21 protein-coding genes and 2 tRNA genes are annotated in these 21,843 nt (G+C 67.1%); 12 read left to right on the top strand and 11 right to left on the bottom strand.

The window, feature by feature from the left end:
* The first annotated feature begins 39 nt into the window (after positions 1–39).
* The 6 genes from WT24_RS11295 (at position 40) to WT24_RS11270 (ending at position 3,994) form a co-directional block, all read left to right on the top strand.
* A tRNA-Ser gene (locus WT24_RS11295) sits at positions 40–127 on the top strand.
* Positions 128–268: 141 nt separating this feature from the next.
* The gene (locus WT24_RS11290) at positions 269–661 is read left to right on the top strand and encodes a hypothetical protein (protein WP_059499929.1); all 393 of its coding nucleotides are present in this window, start codon (positions 269–271) and stop codon (positions 659–661) included.
* Between the two features lie 332 nt (positions 662–993).
* Positions 994–1,287 (top strand): hypothetical protein, encoded by a 294-nt coding sequence (locus tag WT24_RS11285; protein WP_059499928.1) that lies wholly within the window; start codon positions 994–996, stop codon positions 1,285–1,287.
* A 317-nt stretch (positions 1,288–1,604) separates the two neighbouring features.
* The gene (locus WT24_RS11280) at positions 1,605–2,096 is read left to right on the top strand and encodes an energy transducer TonB (RefSeq protein WP_059499927.1); all 492 of its coding nucleotides are present in this window, start codon (positions 1,605–1,607) and stop codon (positions 2,094–2,096) included.
* Between the two features lie 302 nt (positions 2,097–2,398).
* Entirely contained in the window at positions 2,399–3,709 is a 1,311-nt protein-coding gene (locus WT24_RS11275) for an MFS transporter (RefSeq protein WP_059499926.1), read from the top strand.
* A 105-nt stretch (positions 3,710–3,814) separates the two neighbouring features.
* Entirely contained in the window at positions 3,815–3,994 is a 180-nt protein-coding gene (locus WT24_RS11270; protein ID WP_059499925.1) for a hypothetical protein, read from the top strand.
* A gap of 19 nt (positions 3,995–4,013) precedes the next feature.
* On the opposite strand, the gene waaC is transcribed toward WT24_RS11270, so the two are convergent.
* Complete coding sequence (gene waaC / locus WT24_RS11265; RefSeq protein ID WP_060033524.1) at positions 4,014–5,012, bottom strand: lipopolysaccharide heptosyltransferase I; 999 nt, start codon at positions 5,010–5,012, stop codon at positions 4,014–4,016.
* Positions 5,013–5,208: 196 nt separating this feature from the next.
* Here waaC and WT24_RS11260 point away from each other — a divergent pair, with 196 nt between their 5' ends.
* Positions 5,209–6,756, top strand: coding sequence for a chloride channel protein (locus tag WT24_RS11260; protein WP_060033520.1), 1,548 nt, complete (start codon positions 5,209–5,211; stop codon positions 6,754–6,756).
* A 116-nt stretch (positions 6,757–6,872) separates the two neighbouring features.
* Here WT24_RS11260 and WT24_RS11255 read toward each other — a convergent pair whose 3' ends face one another.
* The 5 genes from WT24_RS11255 to WT24_RS11235 form a co-directional block, all read right to left on the bottom strand.
* Positions 6,873–7,274 carry a YXWGXW repeat-containing protein gene (locus WT24_RS11255; protein WP_060033517.1) on the bottom strand — a complete coding sequence of 134 codons (402 nt, stop codon included), beginning with the start codon at positions 7,272–7,274 and terminating at the stop codon, positions 6,873–6,875.
* A 160-nt stretch (positions 7,275–7,434) separates the two neighbouring features.
* Positions 7,435–7,689, bottom strand: a complete 255-nt coding sequence (gene minE, locus WT24_RS11250; protein WP_006476634.1) for a cell division topological specificity factor MinE — start codon at positions 7,687–7,689, stop codon at positions 7,435–7,437.
* A gap of 12 nt (positions 7,690–7,701) precedes the next feature.
* Positions 7,702–8,517: a septum site-determining protein MinD gene (gene minD / locus WT24_RS11245; RefSeq protein ID WP_006476635.1), complete on the bottom strand. Its 816-nt coding sequence runs from the start codon at positions 8,515–8,517 to the stop codon at positions 7,702–7,704.
* Between the two features lie 59 nt (positions 8,518–8,576).
* Positions 8,577–9,362, bottom strand: a complete 786-nt coding sequence (minC, locus tag WT24_RS11240; protein WP_059499921.1) for a septum site-determining protein MinC — start codon at positions 9,360–9,362, stop codon at positions 8,577–8,579.
* Positions 9,363–9,531: 169 nt separating this feature from the next.
* Positions 9,532–10,155 carry a GNAT family N-acetyltransferase gene (locus WT24_RS11235; protein ID WP_257127200.1) on the bottom strand — a complete coding sequence of 208 codons (624 nt, stop codon included), beginning with the start codon at positions 10,153–10,155 and terminating at the stop codon, positions 9,532–9,534.
* A gap of 553 nt (positions 10,156–10,708) precedes the next feature.
* Here WT24_RS11235 and WT24_RS11230 point away from each other — a divergent pair.
* Positions 10,709–11,869 (top strand): alkane 1-monooxygenase, encoded by a 1,161-nt coding sequence (locus WT24_RS11230; RefSeq protein ID WP_060033514.1) that lies wholly within the window; start codon positions 10,709–10,711, stop codon positions 11,867–11,869.
* Between the two features lie 418 nt (positions 11,870–12,287).
* Here the strand turns inward: WT24_RS11230 and WT24_RS11225 are convergent.
* Together WT24_RS11225 and serS are read right to left on the bottom strand one after the other, a co-directional pair.
* A tRNA-Ser gene (locus WT24_RS11225) sits at positions 12,288–12,378 on the bottom strand.
* Between the two features lie 117 nt (positions 12,379–12,495).
* Complete coding sequence (gene serS / locus WT24_RS11220) at positions 12,496–13,797, bottom strand: serine--tRNA ligase (protein ID WP_059499918.1); 1,302 nt, start codon at positions 13,795–13,797, stop codon at positions 12,496–12,498.
* Positions 13,798–14,055: 258 nt separating this feature from the next.
* Here serS and WT24_RS11215 point away from each other — a divergent pair, with 258 nt between their 5' ends.
* A complete protein-coding gene (locus tag WT24_RS11215; protein ID WP_059499917.1) occupies positions 14,056–14,328 on the top strand; it encodes a DUF2164 domain-containing protein in 273 nt (90 codons plus the stop codon).
* Positions 14,329–14,371: 43 nt separating this feature from the next.
* On the opposite strand, the gene WT24_RS11210 is transcribed toward WT24_RS11215, so the two are convergent.
* The 3 genes from WT24_RS11210 to WT24_RS11200 form a co-directional block, all read right to left on the bottom strand.
* Positions 14,372–15,682: a replication-associated recombination protein A gene (locus WT24_RS11210; RefSeq protein ID WP_059499916.1), complete on the bottom strand. Its 1,311-nt coding sequence runs from the start codon at positions 15,680–15,682 to the stop codon at positions 14,372–14,374.
* A 175-nt stretch (positions 15,683–15,857) separates the two neighbouring features.
* Positions 15,858–16,547 carry an outer membrane lipoprotein chaperone LolA gene (lolA, locus tag WT24_RS11205; RefSeq protein WP_060033511.1) on the bottom strand — a complete coding sequence of 230 codons (690 nt, stop codon included), beginning with the start codon at positions 16,545–16,547 and terminating at the stop codon, positions 15,858–15,860.
* 37 nt (positions 16,548–16,584) lie between these two features.
* The gene (locus WT24_RS11200) at positions 16,585–18,894 is read right to left on the bottom strand and encodes a DNA translocase FtsK (RefSeq protein WP_059499914.1); all 2,310 of its coding nucleotides are present in this window, start codon (positions 18,892–18,894) and stop codon (positions 16,585–16,587) included.
* A 426-nt stretch (positions 18,895–19,320) separates the two neighbouring features.
* Between WT24_RS11200 and trxB the strand changes: the two genes are divergently transcribed.
* From trxB to WT24_RS11185, 3 genes are all read left to right on the top strand, one after another.
* The gene (gene trxB, locus WT24_RS11195) at positions 19,321–20,283 is read left to right on the top strand and encodes a thioredoxin-disulfide reductase (protein ID WP_059499913.1); all 963 of its coding nucleotides are present in this window, start codon (positions 19,321–19,323) and stop codon (positions 20,281–20,283) included.
* Positions 20,284–20,418: 135 nt separating this feature from the next.
* Complete coding sequence (locus WT24_RS11190; RefSeq protein ID WP_034206656.1) at positions 20,419–21,198, top strand: Smr/MutS family protein; 780 nt, start codon at positions 20,419–20,421, stop codon at positions 21,196–21,198.
* Positions 21,185–21,808 carry a trimeric intracellular cation channel family protein gene (locus WT24_RS11185; protein WP_006491172.1) on the top strand — a complete coding sequence of 208 codons (624 nt, stop codon included), beginning with the start codon at positions 21,185–21,187 and terminating at the stop codon, positions 21,806–21,808. The genes WT24_RS11190 and WT24_RS11185 overlap by 14 nt, the downstream gene beginning before the upstream one ends.
* The last annotated feature ends 35 nt before the right edge of the window (positions 21,809–21,843 follow it).

Genomic DNA, 21,843 nt, shown 5'->3' with positions numbered 1-21,843 from the left:
TGAACCCGGCGGCATTTCGGTTACAATGCCGCCTCGTGTGGAAGCGTGGCCGAGCGGTTTAAGGCACTGGTCTTGAAAACCAGCGACGGGAAACTGTCCGTGAGTTCGAATCTCACCGCTTCCGCCAGGAAGTTCGCCCAACCCCGTCCATTCCCGGAATGACGGGGTTTTTGTTTGGCCGCACACGTGCGCTCCGCACATTCCGACGCGCCCCGCCGGATGCCGTTACAATCCCGCGCTCCGATTCGCGAAACGGGAAATCCACGTCATGAAGCCCTTCCTCGTCTCGTCGCTCGTCGCCGTGCTGGCCGTCGTCAGCACGCATGCAGCGGCCGACACCGCCGCCGGCAGCGACGCACAGGCGTCGTGCGCGATCGCGTACGTAACCGGCGTCGGCGGTTCGCCGCGCGGCCTGAGCGAATACCTCGCCAGTCCGTCGCCGTACAACTACCTGAAGGACAACGAGCTTCAGTGCAAGGTGGGCGACGACGGGCGCACGTCGAACTGCACCGGCGTGACCTACCTTCGCAACGAACAGGTCAGCGTATACGACGATTCCGATCCTGCGACGCTGACCGTCGTCGCGCGCGTGGAACTCGATCACGGCCAGAAGTATCCGGTGATCGTCGTCGTGCAACGCAAGGACGCGCGCTGCAAGTAGCGATGTCGCGGTGCGACACGCCTGTCGATCGAGTCGGAACGCGCGTTTGCGCCGTGCCCTGCGCGGCACCTGGCTGGCACGCCGGGGCGGCGGCGCCGCACGCGATCAATACGACAATCCCCGCTTCCGTCGCTCGCCAATGGAATCGGCGCCCGATCGTCGGCGCCGAATCGGCATGGTATGCGCACCCGGCCGGAAGTCGCCACACCACCGCCGCACGCCTCCCGACCCACCCCGCCATCGCCTAGAATTCGTTCAACACGGCGACACGAACGCCGCCGCGTATTCGATGCCGCACGCGCCACCCTTGCGTACGGCACACGGAGATCGCCATGACCGACCTGTCGACCGCGACGAACCACGTCGATTACGAAGGCTTCGAGATCCATGTCGTGCCGGCCGCGGTGCCCGGCAGCGACACGCGCTATACCTACACCGGCTACGTATGTCATCCGGGTGCGAATCCCGCGCTGCCCGGCCATGCGGTGCCGTTCCACGCGGACGGCGAGGAAAGCTTCGCGAGCCTCGACGAGGCCGCCCACGAAGCCGTGCACATCGGCAAGAGCATCATCGACGGCACACATCCCGACCTGTCGGTACTGTCGCTCGTGACGCACGGCTTCTGACGCGGCCGGCCCGCATCGCTTGCGATCGAGCGGACGGCCAGCCGAAATTGCCGCATCGGCCGAGCGCGCCGCCCGCCCGGACGGATCGCGGCATGCCGTGGCTTTCAACTTCGCAACACGCGCGTGCCCCGATGTGGCGCTGTCACATGTCGCGTCGCATCGGGGCGCACCATGCACACGCACGTTGCTCGACGCGGCGCCCGGCCGCCATCATCAGCGATCGCAGCGACCGGTCCCGCGCGCTATGCGTTTCTCCCCATATCGCGTCGCGTCGGTGCGCCTATCATTTTTTTATCGTCCCTCCTGGCCGTCACCTCATGCGCCCCCTTCTCCGTCCGCGCGTCGCCCGGCTGCGTGTTGCCGCGCTGGCCGCCGTCGCCCTGCTTGCCGCGTGCACGATCACGCCACCTTCGTCGCTACGCTCGGTCCTGACGATTCCGTCCGTCACACGCAGCGGCAGCCTCGACCAGTATCGCGTCGAGGTCGCCCATCGTGTCGCCGAACGCAATCCGTCCGGGATGCTGCACGGCACACCGCAGGCCATGCTGCGTTCGCTCGTCGTCGTGGCCTTCACCGTCGACGGCAGCGGCCGCGTCATCAATGCATCCGTCTATCGCAGCAACGGCGACAGCGAAGCGGAAGCGCTCGCGCTCGCGTCGCTGCGCCGCTCGGCGCCGCTGCCGGCGCCGCCGTCGCGGCTGCTCGACGGCAACGGCCGGCTCGAACTGATGGAAGGCTGGCTCTTCAACGACGACGGTCACTTCCAGCTGCAAAGCACCGCGTCCGCGCAGGCGCAATCGATCGATTGACGCGCCGCCGCGACCCGATTGCGGGTGAGCGGCGGCGGTGGCTATAATTTTCCGCACTCGCGCGGCCATCACGCCGCGCGTGCGTTCGCGCGCCCCACCCGGCAAGCGAGCCGACCACGCCGGCACCGGGCGGCGACGTACCCGTCTCCATCGTCGACCGGCGGGTGACGTCCGCGCCACGGCGCGCGTCCACGCCGCCACCGCGTCATCCGCATCATCATCTGCCCGGCTGTTCCCGGCAGGCAAGCGCCTGCCCGAGTTCATGCTCGGCCGACCGCCCCAACGACAAAACGGAGACATCCATGTCCGCATCCCCCCCGGCCGTTGCACACGCAACCGGTTCGGCCGGCGCCGTCAGCCACCGGCGCATCGTGTTCGCGAGCTTCATCGGCACCGCGATCGAGTTCTACGATTTCTACGTGTACGCGACAGCCGCCGCGCTCGTCATCGGCCCCGTGTTCTTCCCGCACGGCTCGGCGACGGCGCAGGCGCTGTCCGCGTTCGTCACGTTCGGCATCGCGTTCATCGCGCGCCCGATCGGCTCGTTCCTGTTCGGGCACTTCGGCGACCGCATCGGCCGCAAATCGACGCTCGTCGCATCGCTGCTCGTGATGGGCGTGTCCACCACCGCGATCGGCTTCGTGCCCGGCTACGACGCGATCGGTGCGCTCGCGCCGGTACTGCTGTGCGTGCTGCGCTTCGGCCAGGGGATCGGCCTCGGCGGCGAATGGGGCGGTGCGGCGCTGCTCGCGACCGAGCACGCGCCGCAGGGCAAGCGCGGCTGGTTCGGGATGTTCCCGCAACTGGGGCCGTCGGTCGGCTTCCTGATGTCGAACGGGCTGTTCTTCGCGCTCGCGCTGTCGTTGTCCGACGAGCAGTTCCGCAGCTGGGGCTGGCGCATCCCGTTCCTCGTCAGCGCGGTGCTCGTCGCGCTCGGCCTGTACGTGCGACTCAAGATCACCGAAACGCCCGCGTTCCAGGCCGCACTCGATCGCAACGAGCGCGTGCGCGTGCCGGTCGCGACGCTCGTCACGCAGCACTGGCAGCCGACGCTGCTCGGCGCGCTCGCGATGGTCGTCTGCTACACGCTGTTCTACATCTCGACGGTGTTCTCGCTGTCGTACGGCGTGTCGACGCTGCATATTCCGCGCCAGAGCTTCCTCGGCCTGCTGTGCTTCGCGGTCGTCTTCATGGGCCTCGCGACGCCGCTGTCCGCCTGGGCGTCGGACCGCTTCGGTCGCAAGCCGGTGCTGGTCGTCGGCGCGATCGCGGCGCTGCTGTCGGGATTCGCGATGGAGCCGCTGCTCGGCAGCGGCTCGATGCCGCTCGTCGCGCTGTTCCTGACGATCGAGCTGTTCCTGATGGGCGTGACGTTCGCCCCGATGGGCGCGCTGCTGCCGGAATTGTTCCCGACCAACGTCCGGTATACGGGCGCGGGCGTGGCGTACAACCTCGGCGGGATTCTCGGTGCGTCGATCGCACCGTATATCGCGCAACTGCTGGCTGCGCATGGCGGGCTGTCGTGGGTCGGCGGCTATGTGTCGGTGGCCGCGGCGATCAGCCTGATCGGCGTACTGCTGATGCGCGAAACGCGGGACGCGTCGCTCGTCTGACCCTCCGGGGCGCCCCGGGTTGTGCGGCGGCGAGCGCTCTCTATACTCGATCCTGGGCGCGTCGTTACGCGCCCTCGGATCCCGCCCCCGACAGGAGCCGCCGCCATGAATATCCGCCTCGCCAACGCCGATCTCGTCCTGATCCTCGCACTCGCGCTGGGTGGCGCGCTACTGCTCGCGCTGCGGTTCCGGCCGAAGACCTGGCGCGGCCTCGTGTTCGAGGCGCTGCTGGCGAATCTGGCGGCCATTGCCGCCGTCGTCACGGTCGAGATGTTGCTGGCCTGATCGCGGCCGCCGCGCCGCGTCAGGCGGACAGCCGCGCGCGCAACGCGCCGTAGGCCGGGCAGACCGTGTCGATCGCGTCCAGCGCCTCGCCGACGGTCGGTATCGCGCCCGGCTCGCCGATCGACAGCGCCGTCGGCGCACCGCCGATGCCGCAATGGTGGCGCGACGTCGCGACGAAAATCATCACGGTCGGCCGCTGCAGTGCATGCGCCATGTGCACGAACCCCGTATCGACGCCCACCACGAGCGCAGCCCGGCCAAGCGCCGCGCCGAGCTCACGCACCGTCATCGCCGGTAACACGATCGCGCCCGGCGCACGGGCGGCGATATCCCGCGCATCGTCGTGCTCGGCCGCCGATCCCCACGGCAGCAGCACGCGCACGCCGCGCGCCATCATCTGCGTGGCAAGGGCGGCCCAATGCTCGGCCGGCCACTTCTTGTCGGGGTTGGACGTGGCATGGAACAGCAGCATGAACGGCCCGCCGTCGGTCACGGCGGCTGGCAGGCTCGCGTCCCGCGGCGCGACGATGCCGTACGCGGCAGGCCCTTCGGGCACGTAGCCGAGCGCTTCGCCGGCACTCACGCGCATCCCGTGCCATGCATCGCAGTCCGGTCGCGGACCGAAACGGTGCGAATACGCGAAGCGCGCGCCCGTTTCGCCGAGATCCTGCGTCTGATAGCCAACGCGGCGCGCGGCGCGCGCCAGCGACGAAATGATCGCGCTCTTGTAGACGCCGTGCAGATCGATGACCGCGTCGTACCGATGCGCACGCAACGCACCGATCGATGCCGAGATCGCCTTCAGGTCACCGGCGTTGCGCATTTTCTTGAAGCGGCGCAGCGGCGCGCACAGGACGACGCTCACGCCCGGATGCCAGCGTACGACCTCCGCGCACGATTCGTCCACGGCCCAGTCGACCGTCACGCCGGGGAAGGCGCGATGCAGGTCGGCAACGACAGGCAGCGTCTGGACGACGTCACCGAGCGACGTCACTTTCACGATAAGGATGCGTTTCACGATTTGCGGGGGAATCCTCGACTGGCCATCTCGGCATGCTAACGACGGTTGCTATGTGCAGACATTACGCGGGCATTACATTTGCAACAAATTGCATCTGTTTTGTGAATTTTTGTCGCCCCATTCGGGCTTTTGTCGTCCCCGCCGGCATCCGGTTCTTTTTATAATCGACTCTTTGCTCCTCCGGCCCGCCCCAATGCCGCGCCCCGCCCTCCCCGCGCTGTTTCCCGCCCTCACCCGCCGCTCACTGCGAATCTGGCGCCAATATGGTGTTTTCTGGCTGGGCGCGATCGTCGTCGGCCTCGCCGCCGTACTGTACGCCCGGTTGATCGACTGGGGTTACGAGACCTTCCGCGCGATGCGCGATCACGCCGTCTGGCTGCCGCTGTTGCTGACACCGGCGATCGCCGCGATGTCGGCATGGATCACGCGGCGCTTTTTTCGCGGCGCCGAGGGCAGCGGCATCCCGCAGGTGATCGCGACGCTGCATGCACGCCCGAGCGCATTCGGCGCCCGGCTGCTGACGCTGCGCATCCTGTTCGGCAAGGTGCTGATCTCGTTCCTCGGCATCCTGGGCGGCTTCACGATCGGTCGCGAAGGGCCGACGGTACAGGTGGGTGCGGCGCTGATGTTCAACCTGCGGCGCTTCTACCCGCGCTCGAACGCGCAGATCGAACGCCAGCTGGTGCTGGCCGGCGCGGCGGCCGGGCTGTCGGCCGCCTTCAATACGCCGCTCGCCGGGATCGTGTTCGCGATCGAGGAGCTGACCCGCAGTTTCTCCGCGCGCGCCAGCGGCGTACTGATCACCGCGATCATCCTCGCCGGCGTCGTCGCGCTCGGCCTGAACGGCAACTACACGTATTTCGGCACGATCGACGCCGGCCTCCATTTCCCGAAACTGCTGGCGGTCGCGGTACTGGTCACCGCGATCGTGACGGGCATCGCGGGCGGCCTGTTCTGCTGGCTGCTGCTCAACACGGGACGCTGGCTGCCCGCGCAACTGCTGGGCCTGTATCGCGAGCGGCCGATCGCGTTCGCCGCGCTGTGCGGCTTCGCGATCGCCGTCGTGGGCCTCGTATCCGGCGGCACGACGTTCGGCAGCGGCTATGCCGAGGCGCGCGGCCTGCTCGACGGCAGCCAGCAGCTGTCGGTGTTCTATCCGTTCCTGAAGATGATCTCGATGGTCGCGTCGTACCTGCCGGGCATCCCTGGCGGGATCTTCGCGCCGTCGCTGTCGATCGGCGCCGGCTTCGGCAACCTGCTGCACGCCGTGTTCAGCAACATGAGCCTGCCGATGCTGATCGCGCTCGCGATGGTCGGCTATCTCGCCGCCGTCACGCAGTCGCCGATCACGTCGTTCGTGATCGTGATGGAAATGATCAACGGTCATGCGCTGGTGATTTCGCTGATGGCGACCGCACTGGTATCGAGCCGGGTCTCGCGCTTTTTCGCGCCACCGCTCTACGAAACGCTCGCGCAGCGCTATCTCGCGCCGCCGGCCGCTGCCGCCGCGCCGGCAGCGGCCGCCGCAGCGGCCACTGCGGGCAACGTGACCGACGTGACCGAACCCCAGGATGCGAACGCGGCCCCCGCCGATCCGCTCGACACGCTGCGCGACGAAGGCGGCGACGAGCCGGCCGCCGCGGCGGCCGATAGCGCCGCGCATGCGCCGCACGATGCCGGGCCGGCCGCGACCGACGCAGACGGTCCGGCGCAGCGGCACGGCCCCCGCGACGCTCAGTAGATCACGACGGGTGCCGGCCGGTAGTAGACCGGCCGCGCCGGCACGACGATGCACCCGGCCAGCGTGATCGCGACGAGCACGATGGCGATTGCGGTTCTTTTCATCGCGCGCCTCCGTCAAGCCCAGTGGCCACGCGTCCAGAACCAGTTCGGGCCGCGCTGGTCCCAATGCCCCGGCACCCATTGCATGCCCACGCGCTCGGCTTCCCAGTGGCCGCCGATCCACACGTAGCGGCCATGATCCCAGTGCCAGTGCCCGCGCTCCCACACATAGCCCACGCGCGTGGCCGGTACGACCTCGTAGCGCACGGGCGGCGGCGCATTCGGCGCGACGACGACGATTTCCGCGGTGCGCACGGCGACCGGCTCCGCGATGACCATGCGCCCCTGCGGCGCGAGCACGGGCATGCCGACGAGCATCTCGTCCGCATGCGCGGCACACGGCGCGACGACGGCTGACAGGCCCGCAGCGAACAGCGCGAGCGAAACGATACGACGTGAAACGGTAGAAACGGCCATCACAACCTCCGGGTTGAACAAGTCACGCGAGCGTATTCGTTCAATGCGGGAGGGTCGATTACGGCCGACAGGCGCCGTGTTACGGCGTGCCCGAAAGTGCAACAGGGCGTAAGACGCGCACGGCGGCGGGCGCCGCCGTGCGGAAGGACGCGCGCAAGCGTCAGGCTTGCGGGATCTCGATCTTCACTTCGAGGACTTCGAGATCGTCCTGGCGCTCGAGGCTCACGCGAATGTCATCGTCGGAAATATGAACGTACTTCGAGATGACCGCGACGAGCTCTTTCTGCAGCGCGGGCAGGTAATCGGCCGGCGGCCGGCCGCCGACCCGCTCGTGCGCGATGATGAGCTGCAGGCGCTCCTTCGCGACCGATGCGGACTTCTTCTTCTCGCCGAGGAGAAACGAAAGGATGGACATGGGCGGCCTCCGTTACTTGCTGCCGAAGAGGCGCTGCAGCAGGCCCGGCTTCTGGTAATCGGTGAAGCGCAGCGGCTTGTCCTCGCCGAGAAAGCGCGCGACGACGTCCTTGTACGCTTCCGCGACGTCGGTGCCGTCGATGTGCACGGCCGGCAGACCCTGGTTCGATGCGTGCAGCACGGCCTCCGACTCGGGCACCACGCCGATCAGCTTGATGCGCAGGATCTCGCTGATGTCCTCGAGCGACAGCATCTCGCCCTCGCTCACGCGCTTCGGGCTGTAACGCGTGATCAGCAGGTGCTCCTTGATCGGCTCCTTGCCTTCGGTCGCGCGCTTCGTCTTCGACGACAGGATGCCGAGAATGCGATCCGAGTCGCGCACCGACGACACTTCCGGGTTCGTGACGATCAGCGCTTCATCCGCGAAGTACATCGCGTGCAGCGCGCCCGCCTCGATACCGGCCGGCGAATCGCAGACGATGTATTCGAAGTCCATCGCGACGAGGTCGTTCAGCACCTTCTCGACGCCGTCGCGCGTCAGCGCATCCTTGTCGCGCGTCTGCGACGCCGGCAGGATGAACAGGTTCTCGCACTTCTTGTCCTTGATCAGCGCCTGGTTCAGGTTCGCTTCGCCCTGGATCACGTTCACGAGGTCATACACGACGCGACGCTCGCAGCCCATGATGAGATCGAGGTTGCGCAGGCCGACGTCGAAGTCGATCACGGCCGTCTTGTGGCCGCGCAGCGCGAGGCCCGACGCGAAGCTCGCGCTCGTCGTCGTCTTGCCCACGCCGCCCTTGCCCGAGGTCACCACGATGATTTTTGCCATTTACCCAATACCCTGTGTTCGTCAATGAGAGCCGATCGATCCGGAGCGCACCGCGTGAATCACGTCAGCCGCAGCGGTTCGATCATCAGTTTTTCCTCTTCGAGCCGGATCTGCACCGATTTGCCCAGTACGTCGGCGGGCAGCGGGTTCTCGGTCGTTCGATAGATACCCGCGATCGAAATCAGTTCCGGTTCGAGACACGTGCAGAAAATGCGCGCGTCGTGATTGCCGTGCACGCCCGCGAGCGCGCGGCCGCGCAACGGCGCGTAGATGTGGATATTGCCTTCCGCGATGATTTCCGCGCCGTGACTGACCGGCGCGAGCACCACGAGGTCTCCTTTCGCGTAAATCTGCTGCCCCGAACGCAGCGGCCGGTCGATCACCAGCGTCTGGCCGCCGGCCTGCGAGAGCGTCGGCGCGGGCTCCGACGACTGTTCGGGCGCCGCTGCGGTTGCCGCAGCGGCGGCGGTTTCGGCGGCTGGCACGGCCGCCGGTTCCGCTTCGTCGGCAGGTTTCGCGGCCGGCGCGCGGCGATCGCGCGCCTCCAGCAACGGCAGGCCGGCTTCCCCCGCCCAGCCCTGCGTTGCCAGTGCGACGACGCCCACCGGACGCATCCGCACGTCGTTCAGCATCTGCCGGATGTCCGCGAGCGCGACGCGTTCGCCGTCAGCCAGGCGGCGGACGTCGATCGCGACGACATCGTCGGCGAAAAACTCGGGAGTCGCTTCGAAGCGCTTGACCAGTTCGGTACGCAACGCATCGAGATCGGTCGTCTTCACGGTGAACAGCAACGTATCGACCGATCCGCTGCGCAGCTCGAAGAATGGCGATTTTTTAAGCGACATGGACACTCTGCAAAAATTTTTTGCGTATTTTACAGGCGTCCACGCGTGCGGCCATTATTTTTGGGACGAGGCGTGGCGGCGACCCGCGCGGACGCGCCACCGGCCAGCGGGCGGGCCGGTGGGCGACCGGGCTGTCATCGCGCCACGCTGTGGCCTTTTTGAGGTCGCGTCAGTGCTTCACCTGCGACACGAACAGCGATTTCATCGCGCCGGGCATCCGTGCGATCGGTGCGTGTTCGCCGGTGTTGCCGAAGCCGGCACGCTCGTAGAAGCGGATCGCGTTGCGGTTCGCATCGGCGATCCACGCGTAGACGTCGGTGGCGCCGCGCTCGGCGAGCCATGCGGTGGCCGTCTCCAGCAGCAGCACGCCGCCGCGCAGGTGACGCACCGCATGCGCGACCCACAATTCGCTGACGAACGCGCGCCGATCGGGGCTGTTGTCGAAATACGCGCCGATCATGCCGGCCGGGTGGCCTTCGGTGTACAGCAGGAAAGTCGTCGACTCGTCGGACACGGCGCGCTGCGCGGCAATCGCCGACGCCTCGTCCGTTTCGACGGTCAGCAATTCGGCCTCCGGCGCTTCGCCGGGTGCGTAGGGCTCACGCAGCGACGCGGCGCGGAGTTCGCGATACACGCCGCCCTGATCGGCAGCGATACGACGAACGGTCAAGGTCGAACTCATGCAGGCACAGCCCCCTTCGGACAGCAAGCTAGTAGCTTCAACCGAAAGCGGGGCATGAGTCAAATCGTAATTTTCAAATGGCGGCGCGGATCGAAAGGCGGCAGATGTCATCAGCGGCGATACGCGCCGCCCGGTGTGCAGGTGCAGCATCAGCACATCGACGCAGGCCCGCCGACGGTGAGCGCGATCTGGCGATCCGACGCTTCGCGTCGTTCTCCTTGCGACGCGCGGTCGTCCGGTTTCGAGCCGCGTTGCATTGCATCGCCGCGACCGTAATGCTCCGTAATATAAGCAAACGAAAAGCCCGCTGCGCCCCTCCTTCGTCGACCTCTCTATTGCAACGCAACATTTGTTGTAACTCGCCGTACCGACCTGTGCTTGCCGCCTGCGGAGTCATTCCTCCGACAAACATCTCGCCGCCGAGGGCCGATCCACCCGCGTCGGCATGTTTCAATCAGCGCGCGTCGGCCCCTCCCCGACGCATGTTGCGCGCACCCCGTCGTTTGGAGCGACGCGCCTAGCGCCGGAGTTTGGCAAGCGCGCGCACCGGTCGTATAACAGGCAGAACCGGACGACGATCCGGCTGCCGCGCGCGTCGCGGACCACGAGGATTCGAACGATGTTGCATGCGGCCGCCCGCGGGCCGGCCGACTGGAGGGAGACAATGGCAATGACCGACGGACCGGCTTCGGGCTGGTCGGATGGCAAGCGTTATCTGTGGCTGCTCGGCGCGCTGACGATCACGCTGCCGATCCTCGCCGCGCAGCTCGCGCTGTCAACGGGCCTTCACGTGTTCTGGTGGTTCGGCCCGCTGTTCGCGTTCGGCGTGATCCCGATCCTCGACACGCTGATCGGCGACGATCGCGACAATCCGCCCGAAGCCGTCGTGCCGCATCTCGAACGCGAGCGCTATTACCGGCACATCGTCTATCTCGCGACTTTCGTCGAATACGTCGCGTTCTTCATGTGCGTGTGGATCGTCGGCACGCATACGCTCGCGTGGTACGACTACGTCGGCTTCGCGCTCTCGCTCGGCGCCGCGACGGGCATCTCGATCAATACCGCGCACGAGCTCGGACACAAGACCGACCGCTTCGAACGCTGGCTCGCGAAGATCACGCTCGCGCCGGTCGCTTACGGCCACTTCTACGTCGAGCACAATCGCGGCCATCACGTGCGCGTCGCGACGGCCGAGGATCCGGCGAGCGCGCGCTACGGCGAGTCGTTCTGGGCATTCCTGCCGCGCACGGTGACCGGCAGCATCCGCTCGGCGTGGCGGCTCGAAAAGGCTCGCCTCGAACGGCTCGGGCATTCGCCGTGGACCTGGCGCAACGAAGTGCTGCACGCGTGGGCGATGACTGCGGTCGTGTGGGGCATCGCGATCGCGGTGGCCGGCAAGGTCGCGATCCCGTTCCTCGTGATCCAGGCCGTCTACGGCGCGTCGCTGCTCGAAGTCGTGAACTACGTCGAACACTACGGGCTCGGCCGTCGCAAGCTGCCAAGCGGCCGCTACGAACGCTGCACACCGCAGCATTCGTGGAACAGCAATCACGTCGTCACGAACCTGTTCCTGTACCAGTTGCAGCGACACGCCGACCATCACGCGAATCCGACGCGCTCGTACCAGGCACTGCGCCACTTCGACGATGCGCCGCAGTTGCCGGCCGGCTACGCGACGATGATCCTGCTCGCGTACGTCCCGCCGCTCTGGTATCGCGTGATGAACCCGCGCGTGGTCGCGCACTATCGCGGCGACATGGCGCACTCGAACATCAAGCCGTCGATCCGCGACAGGGTGCTGGCGCAGTATCCGGCGGCGGCGTGATCGTTCGGGATGGGGGAGAAGCCGGCGGACGCGGCTTGAAACGGTCGACGCGCCGGTTTTGCGCGCGCTCGGTGTGGCAGCTACGCCGTCACGCCTAATCGAACATGGTCCTTCTGCGGCGTGGCCGTGGCGCGCTCGACGAGCGCTGCGAAGATCCACGACCGCGATGACCTCAATCGGCAAAATAACCGTCAGGACTTCCGACGGTCGGTTCGTCGCCGGCGGGTCGGCTCGTCATGCAGCGAGACTGCATCGACGATGCGGCACCATCGTGCGCGCAGTGGAATCGCTATTGTCTCGGCACGACCCGATGCGCCGGTAGCCGGCCTGCCGTCGCCGCATCGGCAATCGACACATTGCACCGGCGGCTCAAAACGAAAAACCCCTTGATCCTTCCGGATCAAGGGGCTTCGTATTTTGGCGGAGAGGGTGGGATTCGAACCCACGGTACGGGGAAACCGTACGCCTGATTTCGAGTCAGGTACATTCGACCACTCTGCCACCTCTCCTTCCTTACTGCATTTCGCGGTTGGTCGTTTCCGCGAAAGAAAAGATTATAAAACGATCTTTTCTTGGCTGACAAGCCCTTTCGGCAAATTTTTTTGCAGGGCTTCGGAAGGCCCGCGTTACGACGCCTGTGCCGGCGCGTCGATCCGCTCGATGCCACCCATGTACGGACGCAGCACTTCCGGCACCGTGACCGAGCCGTCCGCGTTCTGGTAGTTCTCCAGCACCGCGACGAGCGTGCGGCCGACCGCCAGGCCCGAACCGTTCAGCGTATGCACGAGCTCCGGCTTGCCTTGCGCGTTGCGGAACCGCGCCTGCATCCGGCGCGCCTGGAACGCCTCGGTGTTCGAGCAGCTCGAGATCTCGCGATAGGTGTTCTGCGCGGGCAGCCACACCTCGAGGTCGAACGTCTTCGCGGCCGAAAAGCCCATGTCGCCCGTGCACAGCGTGATCACGCGGTACGGCAGGCCGAGCTTCTGCAGGATCGCTTCCGCGTGGCCGACCATCTCGTCGAGCGCCGCGTACGACGTTTCCGGCGCGACGACCTGCACCATCTCGACCTTGTCGAACTGGTGCTGACGGATCATCCCGCGCGTGTCGCGGCCGTACGAACCGGCTTCCGAACGGAAGCACGGGGAATGCGCGGTGAGCTTGATCGGCAGCGCGGATGCGTCGACGATCGACTCGCGCACGGTGTTCGTCAGCGAAATCTCGGACGTGGAAATCAGGTATTGCGTGACCGTGTTTTCCGCGCCGCCCTTCTCGACGCGGAACATGTCGTCCGCGAACTTCGGCAACTGGCCCGTGCCGTACAGGATCTCGGGATTCACGATGTACGGCGTATACGTCTCGGTATAGCCGTGCTGCTGCGTGTGCGTGTCGATCATGAACTGCGCGAGCGCGCGGTGCAGGCGTGCGATCGGGCCGCGCAGCATCGTGAAGCGCGCACCGGCGAGCTTCGCCCCCGTCTCGAAATCGAGACCGAGCGGCGTGCCGACGTCGACGTGATCCTTCACCTCGAAGTCGAACTGGCGCGGCGTGCCCCAGCGGCGCACCTCGACGTTGTCGGCTTCGTCCTTGCCGACCGGCACGCTTTCGTGCGCGACGTTCGGCATGCCCAGCATCAGGTCGGACAGGCGCGCCTGGATCTCGCCGAGCTTGGCTTCCGACGCCTTCATGTCGTCGCCGATCCCGCCGACCTCGGCCATCACGGCCGACGTGTCCTCGCCCTTCCCCTTCATCGCGCCGATCTGCTTCGACAGGCTGTTGCGGCGCGCCTGAAGCTCTTCGGTGTGGGTCTGGATCGCGCGGCGCTCCGCCTCGAGGGCGGAGAACGCGGCGACGTCGAGGGTGTAGCCGCGATCGGCGAGGCGCTTGGCGACGCCGTCGAGGTCTTTGCGCAGCAACTGGATGTCGAGCATGGGAGGACTTGGAAAATCGTTGTGTAAGACGGGAATTCTAACGCACCCCGCGGCCGCCACGGCACCGTCCGGACGGACGATGTCGCAAATGGGCGGCCATGGCAGTATCGCACTGGCGGTCCGCCGCATCGGCGGCCGGCGAATGGCCGCGCGCCTCGCGATGACGGATCGCAATACGCTCGCGATACGCCCGCGCCGGCTCGCGGCAACCGAATCGAGCGGAGCGCCGGCTCCGCGTCACAGCCTCCAGGGAATCCGATGACCATCGAACTCGACAAGGATCTACGCGACCGCGCGATCGCGTCGCTGCAACGTTATTTCACAGAAAACATGGACGAGCCGATCGGCAACATCCAGGCCGGCGCGCTGCTGCATTTCTTCGTCCAGGAAATCGCGCCGGCGATCTACAACCTCGCGATCGCCGACGCGCAGGAACGCCTGCATGCGCGAGTCGCCGAACTCGACATCGAATGCCACGAAGAGCCGTTCGAATACTGGAAGAAACAACCGCCGGGCCGCAACAAGCGCTGACGCATCCGCGGCGGCGCAGGCCGGAGCGCCCCGCGCGGCGCCATCAGTCCTTCTTGCCGGCCTCGCGATCGAGCTCGCGCAGCCATGCAAGCTTGTCGGCGATCTTCGATTCGAGCCCGCGCGGCACCGGCTGATACCAGCGCGGCTCGCGCATCCCGTCCGGCAGGTACGTCTCGCCGGCCGCGTACGCGTTCGGCTCGTCGTGCGCGTAACGATAAGCGTGACCGTAGCCGAGCTCCTTCATCAGCTTGGTCGGCGCGTTGCGCAGGTGCACGGGCACCTCGCGCGACTTGTCCTGCTTCACGAACGCCATCGCCTGGTTGAACGCGTTGTAGCCGGCGTTGCTCTTCGCCGCGCACGCGAGATAGATCACGGCCTGCCCGAGCGCGAGTTCGCCTTCCGGCGAGCCGAGCCGCTCGTAGGTTTCGGCGGCGTCGTTCGCCACCTGCAACGCGCGCGGATCGGCCAGGCCGATGTCTTCCCATGCCATCCGCACGATGCGCCGCGCGAGATACTTCGGATCCGCGCCGCCGTCGAGCATCCGGCAGAACCAGTACAGCGCGCCGTCCGGGCTCGAGCCGCGCACCGACTTGTGCAGCGCCGAAATCTGGTCGTAGAAGTTGTCGCCGCCCTTGTCGAAGCGCCGCGCGTTCAGCGTCATCGCGCTGCTGACGAAATCGGCATCGATCGTCGCGACCCCGGCCGACGTCGCCGCCGTCTGCGCCTGTTCGAGCAGGTTCAGGAAGCGGCGCGCGTCGCCGTCCGCGTAGCCGACCAGTGTATCGATCGCCTTGTCGTCGAACGCGAGGCCGTCGAGCGCGATGTCCTGCGCACGCTTCAGCAACTGGCGCATCTCGTCGTCGTTCAGCGACTTCAGCACGTACACCTGCGCACGCGACAGCAACGCCGAATTGACCTCGAAACTCGGGTTTTCGGTCGTCGCGCCGATGAAGGTCACGAGGCCCGACTCGACGAACGGCAGCAGCGCATCCTGCTGCCCCTTGTTGAAACGGTGGATCTCGTCGACGAACAGGATCGTGTGGCGCCCGGTGCGGTTCAGCGTGTCCTTCGCCTGCTCCATCGACTCGCGGATGTCCTTCACGCCGCCGAGCACCGCGGACAGCGCGATGAACTCGCAGTCGAACGCGAGCGCGGTGAGCCGCGCGAGCGTCGTCTTGCCGACGCCGGGCGGCCCCCACAGGATCATCGAATGCGGCTTGCCCGATTCGAACGCGAGCCGCAGCGGCTTGCCTTCGCCCAGCAAATGCGTCTGGCCGATCACCTCGGCGAGCGTTTTCGGCCGCAGCGCCTCGGCGAGCGGCCGGCGCGGCTCGACTTGAAACAGGTCGGACATGAACCCTCGCTCCACATCAAACGATGGCGGCCGAACCGGCCGCCGGACTCGACATTATGACAGCCGCACGACGGCGCCGCCGCGCCCGGTGTCCGGGCCGGTGCCCACCCACAGAAACGACACGGGCCTGCCGTCGCCGGCAGGCCCTTTGCGGAAAAGCAGCGCGCGGCGCCCGTCAGCCGTTGATCACGTCCGCGCCCTTCGGCACGACGAACTTGAACGTATCGCCCTTCAGCGGCGGGTTCGTCTGGATGTTCGTGAAGGTCAGCAGCGTCACGTTGCCGAACACGTCGTGCAGCTCCATCGCGGCGAGCGTGCCGTTCCGGAAGCCGATGCCGATCCGCTGGAACTGCGTGTCCTGCGCCTTCGGCAGCATCTCGAGCCACTCGATGCCGCCCTTCTCGCCGGCATCGCGCAACGTGTAGCTCTTGTCGAGATCGTTGCTGCCGAACAGGATCGCGGCCGGGCTCGCACCGAGTGCGCCGTTCAGCTTGCGCTCGGTGACCTGGTTCAGGTCGCGGTCGTACACGTACAGCTTGTCGCCGTCGGCCTGCAGCACCTGCTGGTACGGCTTCTGATACGTCCAGATGAATTTGCCAGGCCGCGAGAACACGAACGTGCCGCTCGAATTGTCGGTGGGCTTCGGCGCGGCCTGCGCGGCGCTCGCGCCCTTGGCCGGCGCCTTGACGATCTGCTGCGTGAAATCGCCCTTCGCCGAACGTACCTGCGACACGAAGGCCTTCAGTTGCACGGTGCCGCCCGCGAACGCGTGCGTCGCCGCGAGCATCAGCGATGCGCCGGCGAGCGCCGCGCCGAGCCAGCGCCGCGTCGAACGAAGAGACATTGCGAACGAATGTTGCTGCATATTGCGGTTTTCTCCCTGGGTGGCCGGCGCCGCGGACTCATTCCGCGTCGCGCGCCGGCACAAGAATTTCGCGGTTGCCGCTCGACGACATCGCCGACACGAGCCCCGACTGTTCCATCTGCTCGAGCAGCCGCGCCGCGCGGTTGTAGCCGATCCGCAGATGACGCTGCACGAGCGAGATCGACGCGCGGCGGTTCTTGATGACGATCTCGACCGCCTGGTCGTACAGCGGATCAGACTCGCCGCCGCCTTCGCCGGTTCCCGCGCCGGCCGAGCCCTCGTCGCCGTCGGCGGTGCCGCCTTCGAGCAGGCCCTCGACGTAATTCGGCTCGCCCTGCTCCTTGAGCTTCTCGACGACGCGATGCACTTCGTCGTCGGCGACGAACGCGCCGTGCACGCGCACCGGCAATCCCGAGCCGGGCGGCAGGTACAGCATGTCGCCCATCCCGAGCAGCGATTCGGCGCCCATCTGGTCGAGAATCGTGCGCGAGTCGATCTTCGACGACACCTGGAACGCAATCCGCGTCGGCACGTTCGCCTTGATCAGGCCGGTGATCACGTCGACGGACGGCCGCTGCGTCGCGAGGATCAGGTGGATGCCGGCCGCACGCGCCTTCTGCGCGATCCGCGCGATCAGCTCCTCGACCTTCTTGCCGACGACCATCATCAGGTCGGCCAGCTCGTCGATCACGACGACGATGTTCGGCAGCCGGCCGAGCGGCTCGGGATCGTCCGGCGTCAGGCTGAACGGGTTCGGGATCTTCTCCTCGCGCTTCGCCGCCTCGTCGATCTTGTTGTTGTAGCCGGCGAGGTTGCGCACGCCGAGCTTACTCATCAGCTTGTAGCGGCGCTCCATCTCCGCGACCGTCCAGTTCAGCGCATGGCCGGCCTGGCGCATGTCGGTGACGACCGGGCACAGCAGGTGCGGAATGCCTTCGTAGACGCTCATCTCGAGCATCTTCGGATCGATCAGGATCAGGCGCACCTGCTCGGCGGTGGCCTTGTACAGCAGCGACAGGATCATCGCGTTGATCCCGACCGACTTGCCCGAACCGGTCGTACCGGCCACCAGCAGGTGCGGCATCTTCGCGAGATCCGCGCACACCGGCTTGCCGCCGATGTCCTTGCCGAGGCTCAGCGTCAGCGCCGACGCTGCGGCCGCATACACCTCCGAGCCGATGATCTCCGACAGGTGCACCGTCTGGCGGCGCTGGTTCGGCAGCTCGAGCGCCATGTAGTTCTTGCCGGGAATCGTCTCGACCACGCGGATCGACACGAGCGACAGCGAACGCGCGAGATCCTTCGCGAGGTTGACGATCTGGCTGCCCTTCACGCCGGTGGCCGGTTCGATCTCGTAGCGCGTGACGACCGGGCCCGGATACGCGGCGACGACGCTCGCCTCGACGCCGAAGTCCTTCAGTTTCTTCTCGATCAGGCGCGACGTGAATTCGAGCGTATCGGCGGAAATCGCTTCCTGCGTCTTCGGCGCGGGATCGAGCAGCGACACCGGCGGCAGCGTCGAATCGCCCGGCAGGTCGGTAAACAACGGCACCTGGCGCTCGCGCTCGACGCGCTCGGACTTCGCGGGCGTGACGACCGGCGGCACGATCGTCACCGGCTCGTGATCCTCGATGCGCACGCGCTCCTCCTCGACCTTGCCTTCGCGGCGCACCGCCGCGGCCTCACCGAGCTTGCGGTCGCGCTCGGCCTCGCGGCGCAGCTTCGCGACGTTGACCGCGGACAGGATCGCGCCGCCGACCCGCTCGGCGACCGACAGCCACGAGAAGCGGAAATACAGCGACAGGCCGATCGCGAGCGCGATCAGCAGCAACAGCGTGCCGCCCGTGAAGCCGAACGCATGCGACATCGCACCCGCGACGGCCTCGCCGACGACGCCGCCCGGCGCACGCGGCAACTGCACCTTCAGCGACCACATGCGCAGCGCCTCGATGCCGTCGCAGGCGAGCACGACCAGCACGAACGCAAGGATTTCGGTCAGCCAGCCGATCGGGCGCTCCGGTTCGTCCGGAATCGCGTCGTGGCGCGTGATGCGGCGGTAGTTGACGGCGATGCGCCGCCCGAGCGGCACGATCAGCCAGTAGGCCGACAGGCCGAACAGCAGCAGGATGATGTCGGCCGTCCACGCGCCGACGCGGCCGGCCCAGTTCGAGATGTGATCGACCTGGGCGGCATGCGTCCAGCTTGGATCGCGCCGGCTGTAGCTCAGCAGGGCCATCACCAGAAAGGCGCAGAGCGCGACCTGGAGAATCCAGCGGATCTCCGTGAGGAGCTTCGACATCCGGTGCGGCAACGCCTGTGCCTGGGCGGAATAAGGAGCTTTTGCCATGAATCCGTATAAAGAGGACGGGCCGTGCGCCCGCCTGTCGTTCGATCGCGCTTATTGTAAACGCTGCACCGCGCCGCCAAGTGTAAATGACGGTTACATAAGAGGGCCGGGATCACGCATCGAGCGGATACCGGGATACCGCGCGTGCGAGCCCGACACGCGCCGGCCCGTCACTCGCGCTCGACTGTGGCAGTGCGCCGCCCGATGCGGCGGTGCCGGGGTCGTCGCTGGCGCCCCGCCCTGCTTGCCGCGCCGGCCGGCCGCCCGCGAAACACTATCGTCACGATTGAAACTCTCGTTCGGCAGCGCAGCAACGGGGCCTTTATAATGCGCGTCTGATACCCATCTATGACGGCATCCCGGTCAACCCGGATCGTACGGCGAGCCCTACCCCGCCCGCCGCGGCCGCCTTTTACGGATTCGCACATGTCCACGCCCAAACACGCCAAAGTCCTGATTCTCGGTTCCGGCCCCGCCGGCTACACGGCCGCCGTCTACGCGGCACGCGCCAACCTGTCGCCGGTGCTGATCACCGGCATCGCGCAGGGCGGCCAGCTGATGACCACGACCGACGTCGAAAACTGGCCGGCCGACGCGAACGGCGTGCAGGGTCCGGAGCTGATGGCGCGCTTTCTCGAGCATGCCGAGCGCTTCAACACCGAAATCGTCTTCGACCACATCCATACCGCGAAGCTGCACGAGCAGCCGATCCGCCTGATCGGCGACTCGGGCGAATACACGTGCGACTCGCTGATCATCGCGACCGGCGCGTCGGCGCAGTATCTCGGCCTGCCGTCCGAGGAAGCGTTCATGGGCAAGGGCGTGTCGGCCTGCGCGACCTGCGACGGCTTCTTCTATCGCGGCCAGGAAGTCGCGGTGATCGGCGGCGGCAACACGGCCGTCGAGGAAGCGCTCTACCTGACCGGCATCGCGAAGAAGGTCACGGTGATCCATCGCCGCGACAAGTTCCGCGCGGAGCCGATCCTGATCGACCGCCTGCTGGAGAAGCAAAAGGAAGGCGTCGTCGACATCAAGTGGGATCACGTGCTCGACGAGGTGACGGGCGAGGAATCGGGCGTCACGGGCCTGCGCATCAAGAACGTGAAGACCGGCGCGACGGAAGACCTGCACGTGCAGGGCGTGTTCGTCGCGATCGGCCACAAGCCGAACACCGACCTCTTCCAGGGCCAGCTGGAGATGAAGGACGGCTACATCCTGACGAAGAGCGGCCTGCAAGGCAACGCGACGTCGACGAGCGTGCCGGGCGTGTTCGCCGCGGGCGACGTGCAGGACAACGTGTACCGCCAGGCGATCACCAGCGCGGGCACGGGCTGCATGGCCGCGCTCGATGCGCAGCGCTACCTGGAAAGCCTGCACGACAAGAAGTAAGCCGGGAGCGTTGCCGCGCCGGACGCTACAATGGCGTCCGCTGCCGCGAAGCGGGCTCGACCGGAAAGCCGCTGCCGCCGCGCAGCGGCTTTTTTGTGCCCGCGCGCCCGAACGCGCCTGCCCCGTTACCGAATCATGGCGAAGAACCAGCCCCATCCGAGCGATCCCGCGAAGCGGAAGATCGCTGCCCGTCCCGTGACCCCGGCGCCCGAGGCGCCGCCGCCCGCGCCCGATGCGGCCGCGTTGCGCGGCCAGGGCCTCGCGGGCCTCGGTGCGTTGCGTAAGTCGCTGCAAGGCGAAGCCGATCGTCGCGAACGCGCGCGTATCGAAGCCGCGAAGGCCGAGCGCAAGGCGGAAGCCGACGCGAACCTGTTCCGCAACGAAATCGGCGCGATCCGGCCGCTGAACGCGCCGCCGCGCGCGTCGTCCGGCCGCATGCCGCCCGACCCGGTGCCGAAACAGACGCAGCGCGACGAGGAAGCCGTGCTGAACGCGACGCTGTCGGACGAATTCGATCCGGAGACGCTGCTCGACAGCGACGAATCGCTGTACTACCACCGCCCCGGCATCAGCCGCGAGGTGGTGCGCAAGCTGAGGAGCGGCGCATGGATCGTGCAGGCGCAGATCGATCTGCATGGCATGCGGCGCGACGAAGCGCGCGATGCGCTCGCCGAATTCATCCGCGAAGCCGGCAAGAAAGGGCTGCGCTGCCTGCGCGTGATCCACGGCAAGGGGCTCGGCTCGATCGGCAAGGAGCCCGTGCTGAAGGGCAAGGTGCGCGCATGGCTCGTGCAGAAGGAAGAGGTGATCGCATTCTGCGAGGCCCGCGGCCACGACGGCGGCGCGGGCGCGGTGCTGGTGCTGCTGCAGCCGCACGCGGCGCCGGCCGACCGGGGGCCGCGTGCCGCATCCTAGGCTGACGCTCGCGATCGCGGTACTGGAGGCGATCGCCACGCTGGCCTTCGCGATTTCGGGGTTCATCGAGGCGCGCAAGAACCGCCTCGACTCGGTCGGCACGTTCGTCGTCGCGCTCGCGACCGCATTCGGCGGCGGCACGCTGCGCGACATCCTGCTCGAGCGCCGGCCGTTCTACTGGGTCGTGCACGACGACTACGTGATCGCGATCTTCGTGCTCGCGCTGTTCGCGCCGTTCGTGCTGCGGATGCTGTCGCGGCTGTCGGCCGAACGGCTGCTGCTGATCGCCGATGCGATCGGGCTCGGCATCTTCAGCATCTCGGGCACGGCGATCGCGCTCGACGCCGAGATGCCGCGCTTCATCGCGGTGATGATGGGCGTGATTACCGGCGTGGTCGGCGGGATCGTCCGCGACGTGCTGTGCAACGACATCCCGCTGATCCTGCGCGATTCGCGGCCGTACGCGACCTGCGCGTTCGTCGGCTGCTGGTTCTACCTGCTGCTCGTGTGGCTGCAGTTCGACTCGGTGTACAGCGTGCTGCTCGCGACCGGCTTCATCCTCGTCGCACGGCTCGCGACGTTCAAGTTCGACGTGCGGTTGCCGCACTGACCGACGCCTCCGCCGACGCGTCGGCTGCATCGCCG

The organism is Burkholderia sp. MSMB1078WGS, assembly GCF_001528895.1.
Lineage (GTDB): Bacteria > Pseudomonadota > Gammaproteobacteria > Burkholderiales > Burkholderiaceae > Burkholderia.
The sequence above is the reverse complement of the archived record's forward strand: the minus strand, read 5'-3'. Positions and strand labels throughout refer to the sequence as shown.

Coding starts and splice junctions, on each gene's coding strand:
- WT24_RS11290 (WP_059499929.1), top strand. CDS start 269: ATGAAGCCCTTCCTCGTCTCGTCGCTCGTCGCCGTGCTGGCCGTCGTC.
- WT24_RS11285 (WP_059499928.1), top strand. CDS start 994: ATGACCGACCTGTCGACCGCGACGAACCACGTCGATTACGAAGGCTTC.
- WT24_RS11280 (WP_059499927.1), top strand. CDS start 1,605: ATGCGCCCCCTTCTCCGTCCGCGCGTCGCCCGGCTGCGTGTTGCCGCG.
- WT24_RS11275 (WP_059499926.1), top strand. CDS start 2,399: ATGTCCGCATCCCCCCCGGCCGTTGCACACGCAACCGGTTCGGCCGGC.
- WT24_RS11270 (WP_059499925.1), top strand. CDS start 3,815: ATGAATATCCGCCTCGCCAACGCCGATCTCGTCCTGATCCTCGCACTC.
- WT24_RS11260 (WP_060033520.1), top strand. CDS start 5,209: ATGCCGCGCCCCGCCCTCCCCGCGCTGTTTCCCGCCCTCACCCGCCGC.
- WT24_RS11255 (WP_060033517.1), bottom strand. CDS start 7,274: ATGGCCGTTTCTACCGTTTCACGTCGTATCGTTTCGCTCGCGCTGTTC.
- minE (WP_006476634.1), bottom strand. CDS start 7,689: ATGTCCATCCTTTCGTTTCTCCTCGGCGAGAAGAAGAAGTCCGCATCG.
- minD (WP_006476635.1), bottom strand. CDS start 8,517: ATGGCAAAAATCATCGTGGTGACCTCGGGCAAGGGCGGCGTGGGCAAG.
- minC (WP_059499921.1), bottom strand. CDS start 9,362: ATGTCGCTTAAAAAATCGCCATTCTTCGAGCTGCGCAGCGGATCGGTC.
- WT24_RS11235 (WP_257127200.1), bottom strand. CDS start 10,155: ATGACATCTGCCGCCTTTCGATCCGCGCCGCCATTTGAAAATTACGAT.
- WT24_RS11230 (WP_060033514.1), top strand. CDS start 10,709: ATGGCAATGACCGACGGACCGGCTTCGGGCTGGTCGGATGGCAAGCGT.
- serS (WP_059499918.1), bottom strand. CDS start 13,797: ATGCTCGACATCCAGTTGCTGCGCAAAGACCTCGACGGCGTCGCCAAG.
- WT24_RS11215 (WP_059499917.1), top strand. CDS start 14,056: ATGACCATCGAACTCGACAAGGATCTACGCGACCGCGCGATCGCGTCG.
- WT24_RS11210 (WP_059499916.1), bottom strand. CDS start 15,682: ATGTCCGACCTGTTTCAAGTCGAGCCGCGCCGGCCGCTCGCCGAGGCG.
- lolA (WP_060033511.1), bottom strand. CDS start 16,547: ATGCAGCAACATTCGTTCGCAATGTCTCTTCGTTCGACGCGGCGCTGG.
- WT24_RS11200 (WP_059499914.1), bottom strand. CDS start 18,894: ATGGCAAAAGCTCCTTATTCCGCCCAGGCACAGGCGTTGCCGCACCGG.
- trxB (WP_059499913.1), top strand. CDS start 19,321: ATGTCCACGCCCAAACACGCCAAAGTCCTGATTCTCGGTTCCGGCCCC.
- WT24_RS11190 (WP_034206656.1), top strand. CDS start 20,419: ATGGCGAAGAACCAGCCCCATCCGAGCGATCCCGCGAAGCGGAAGATC.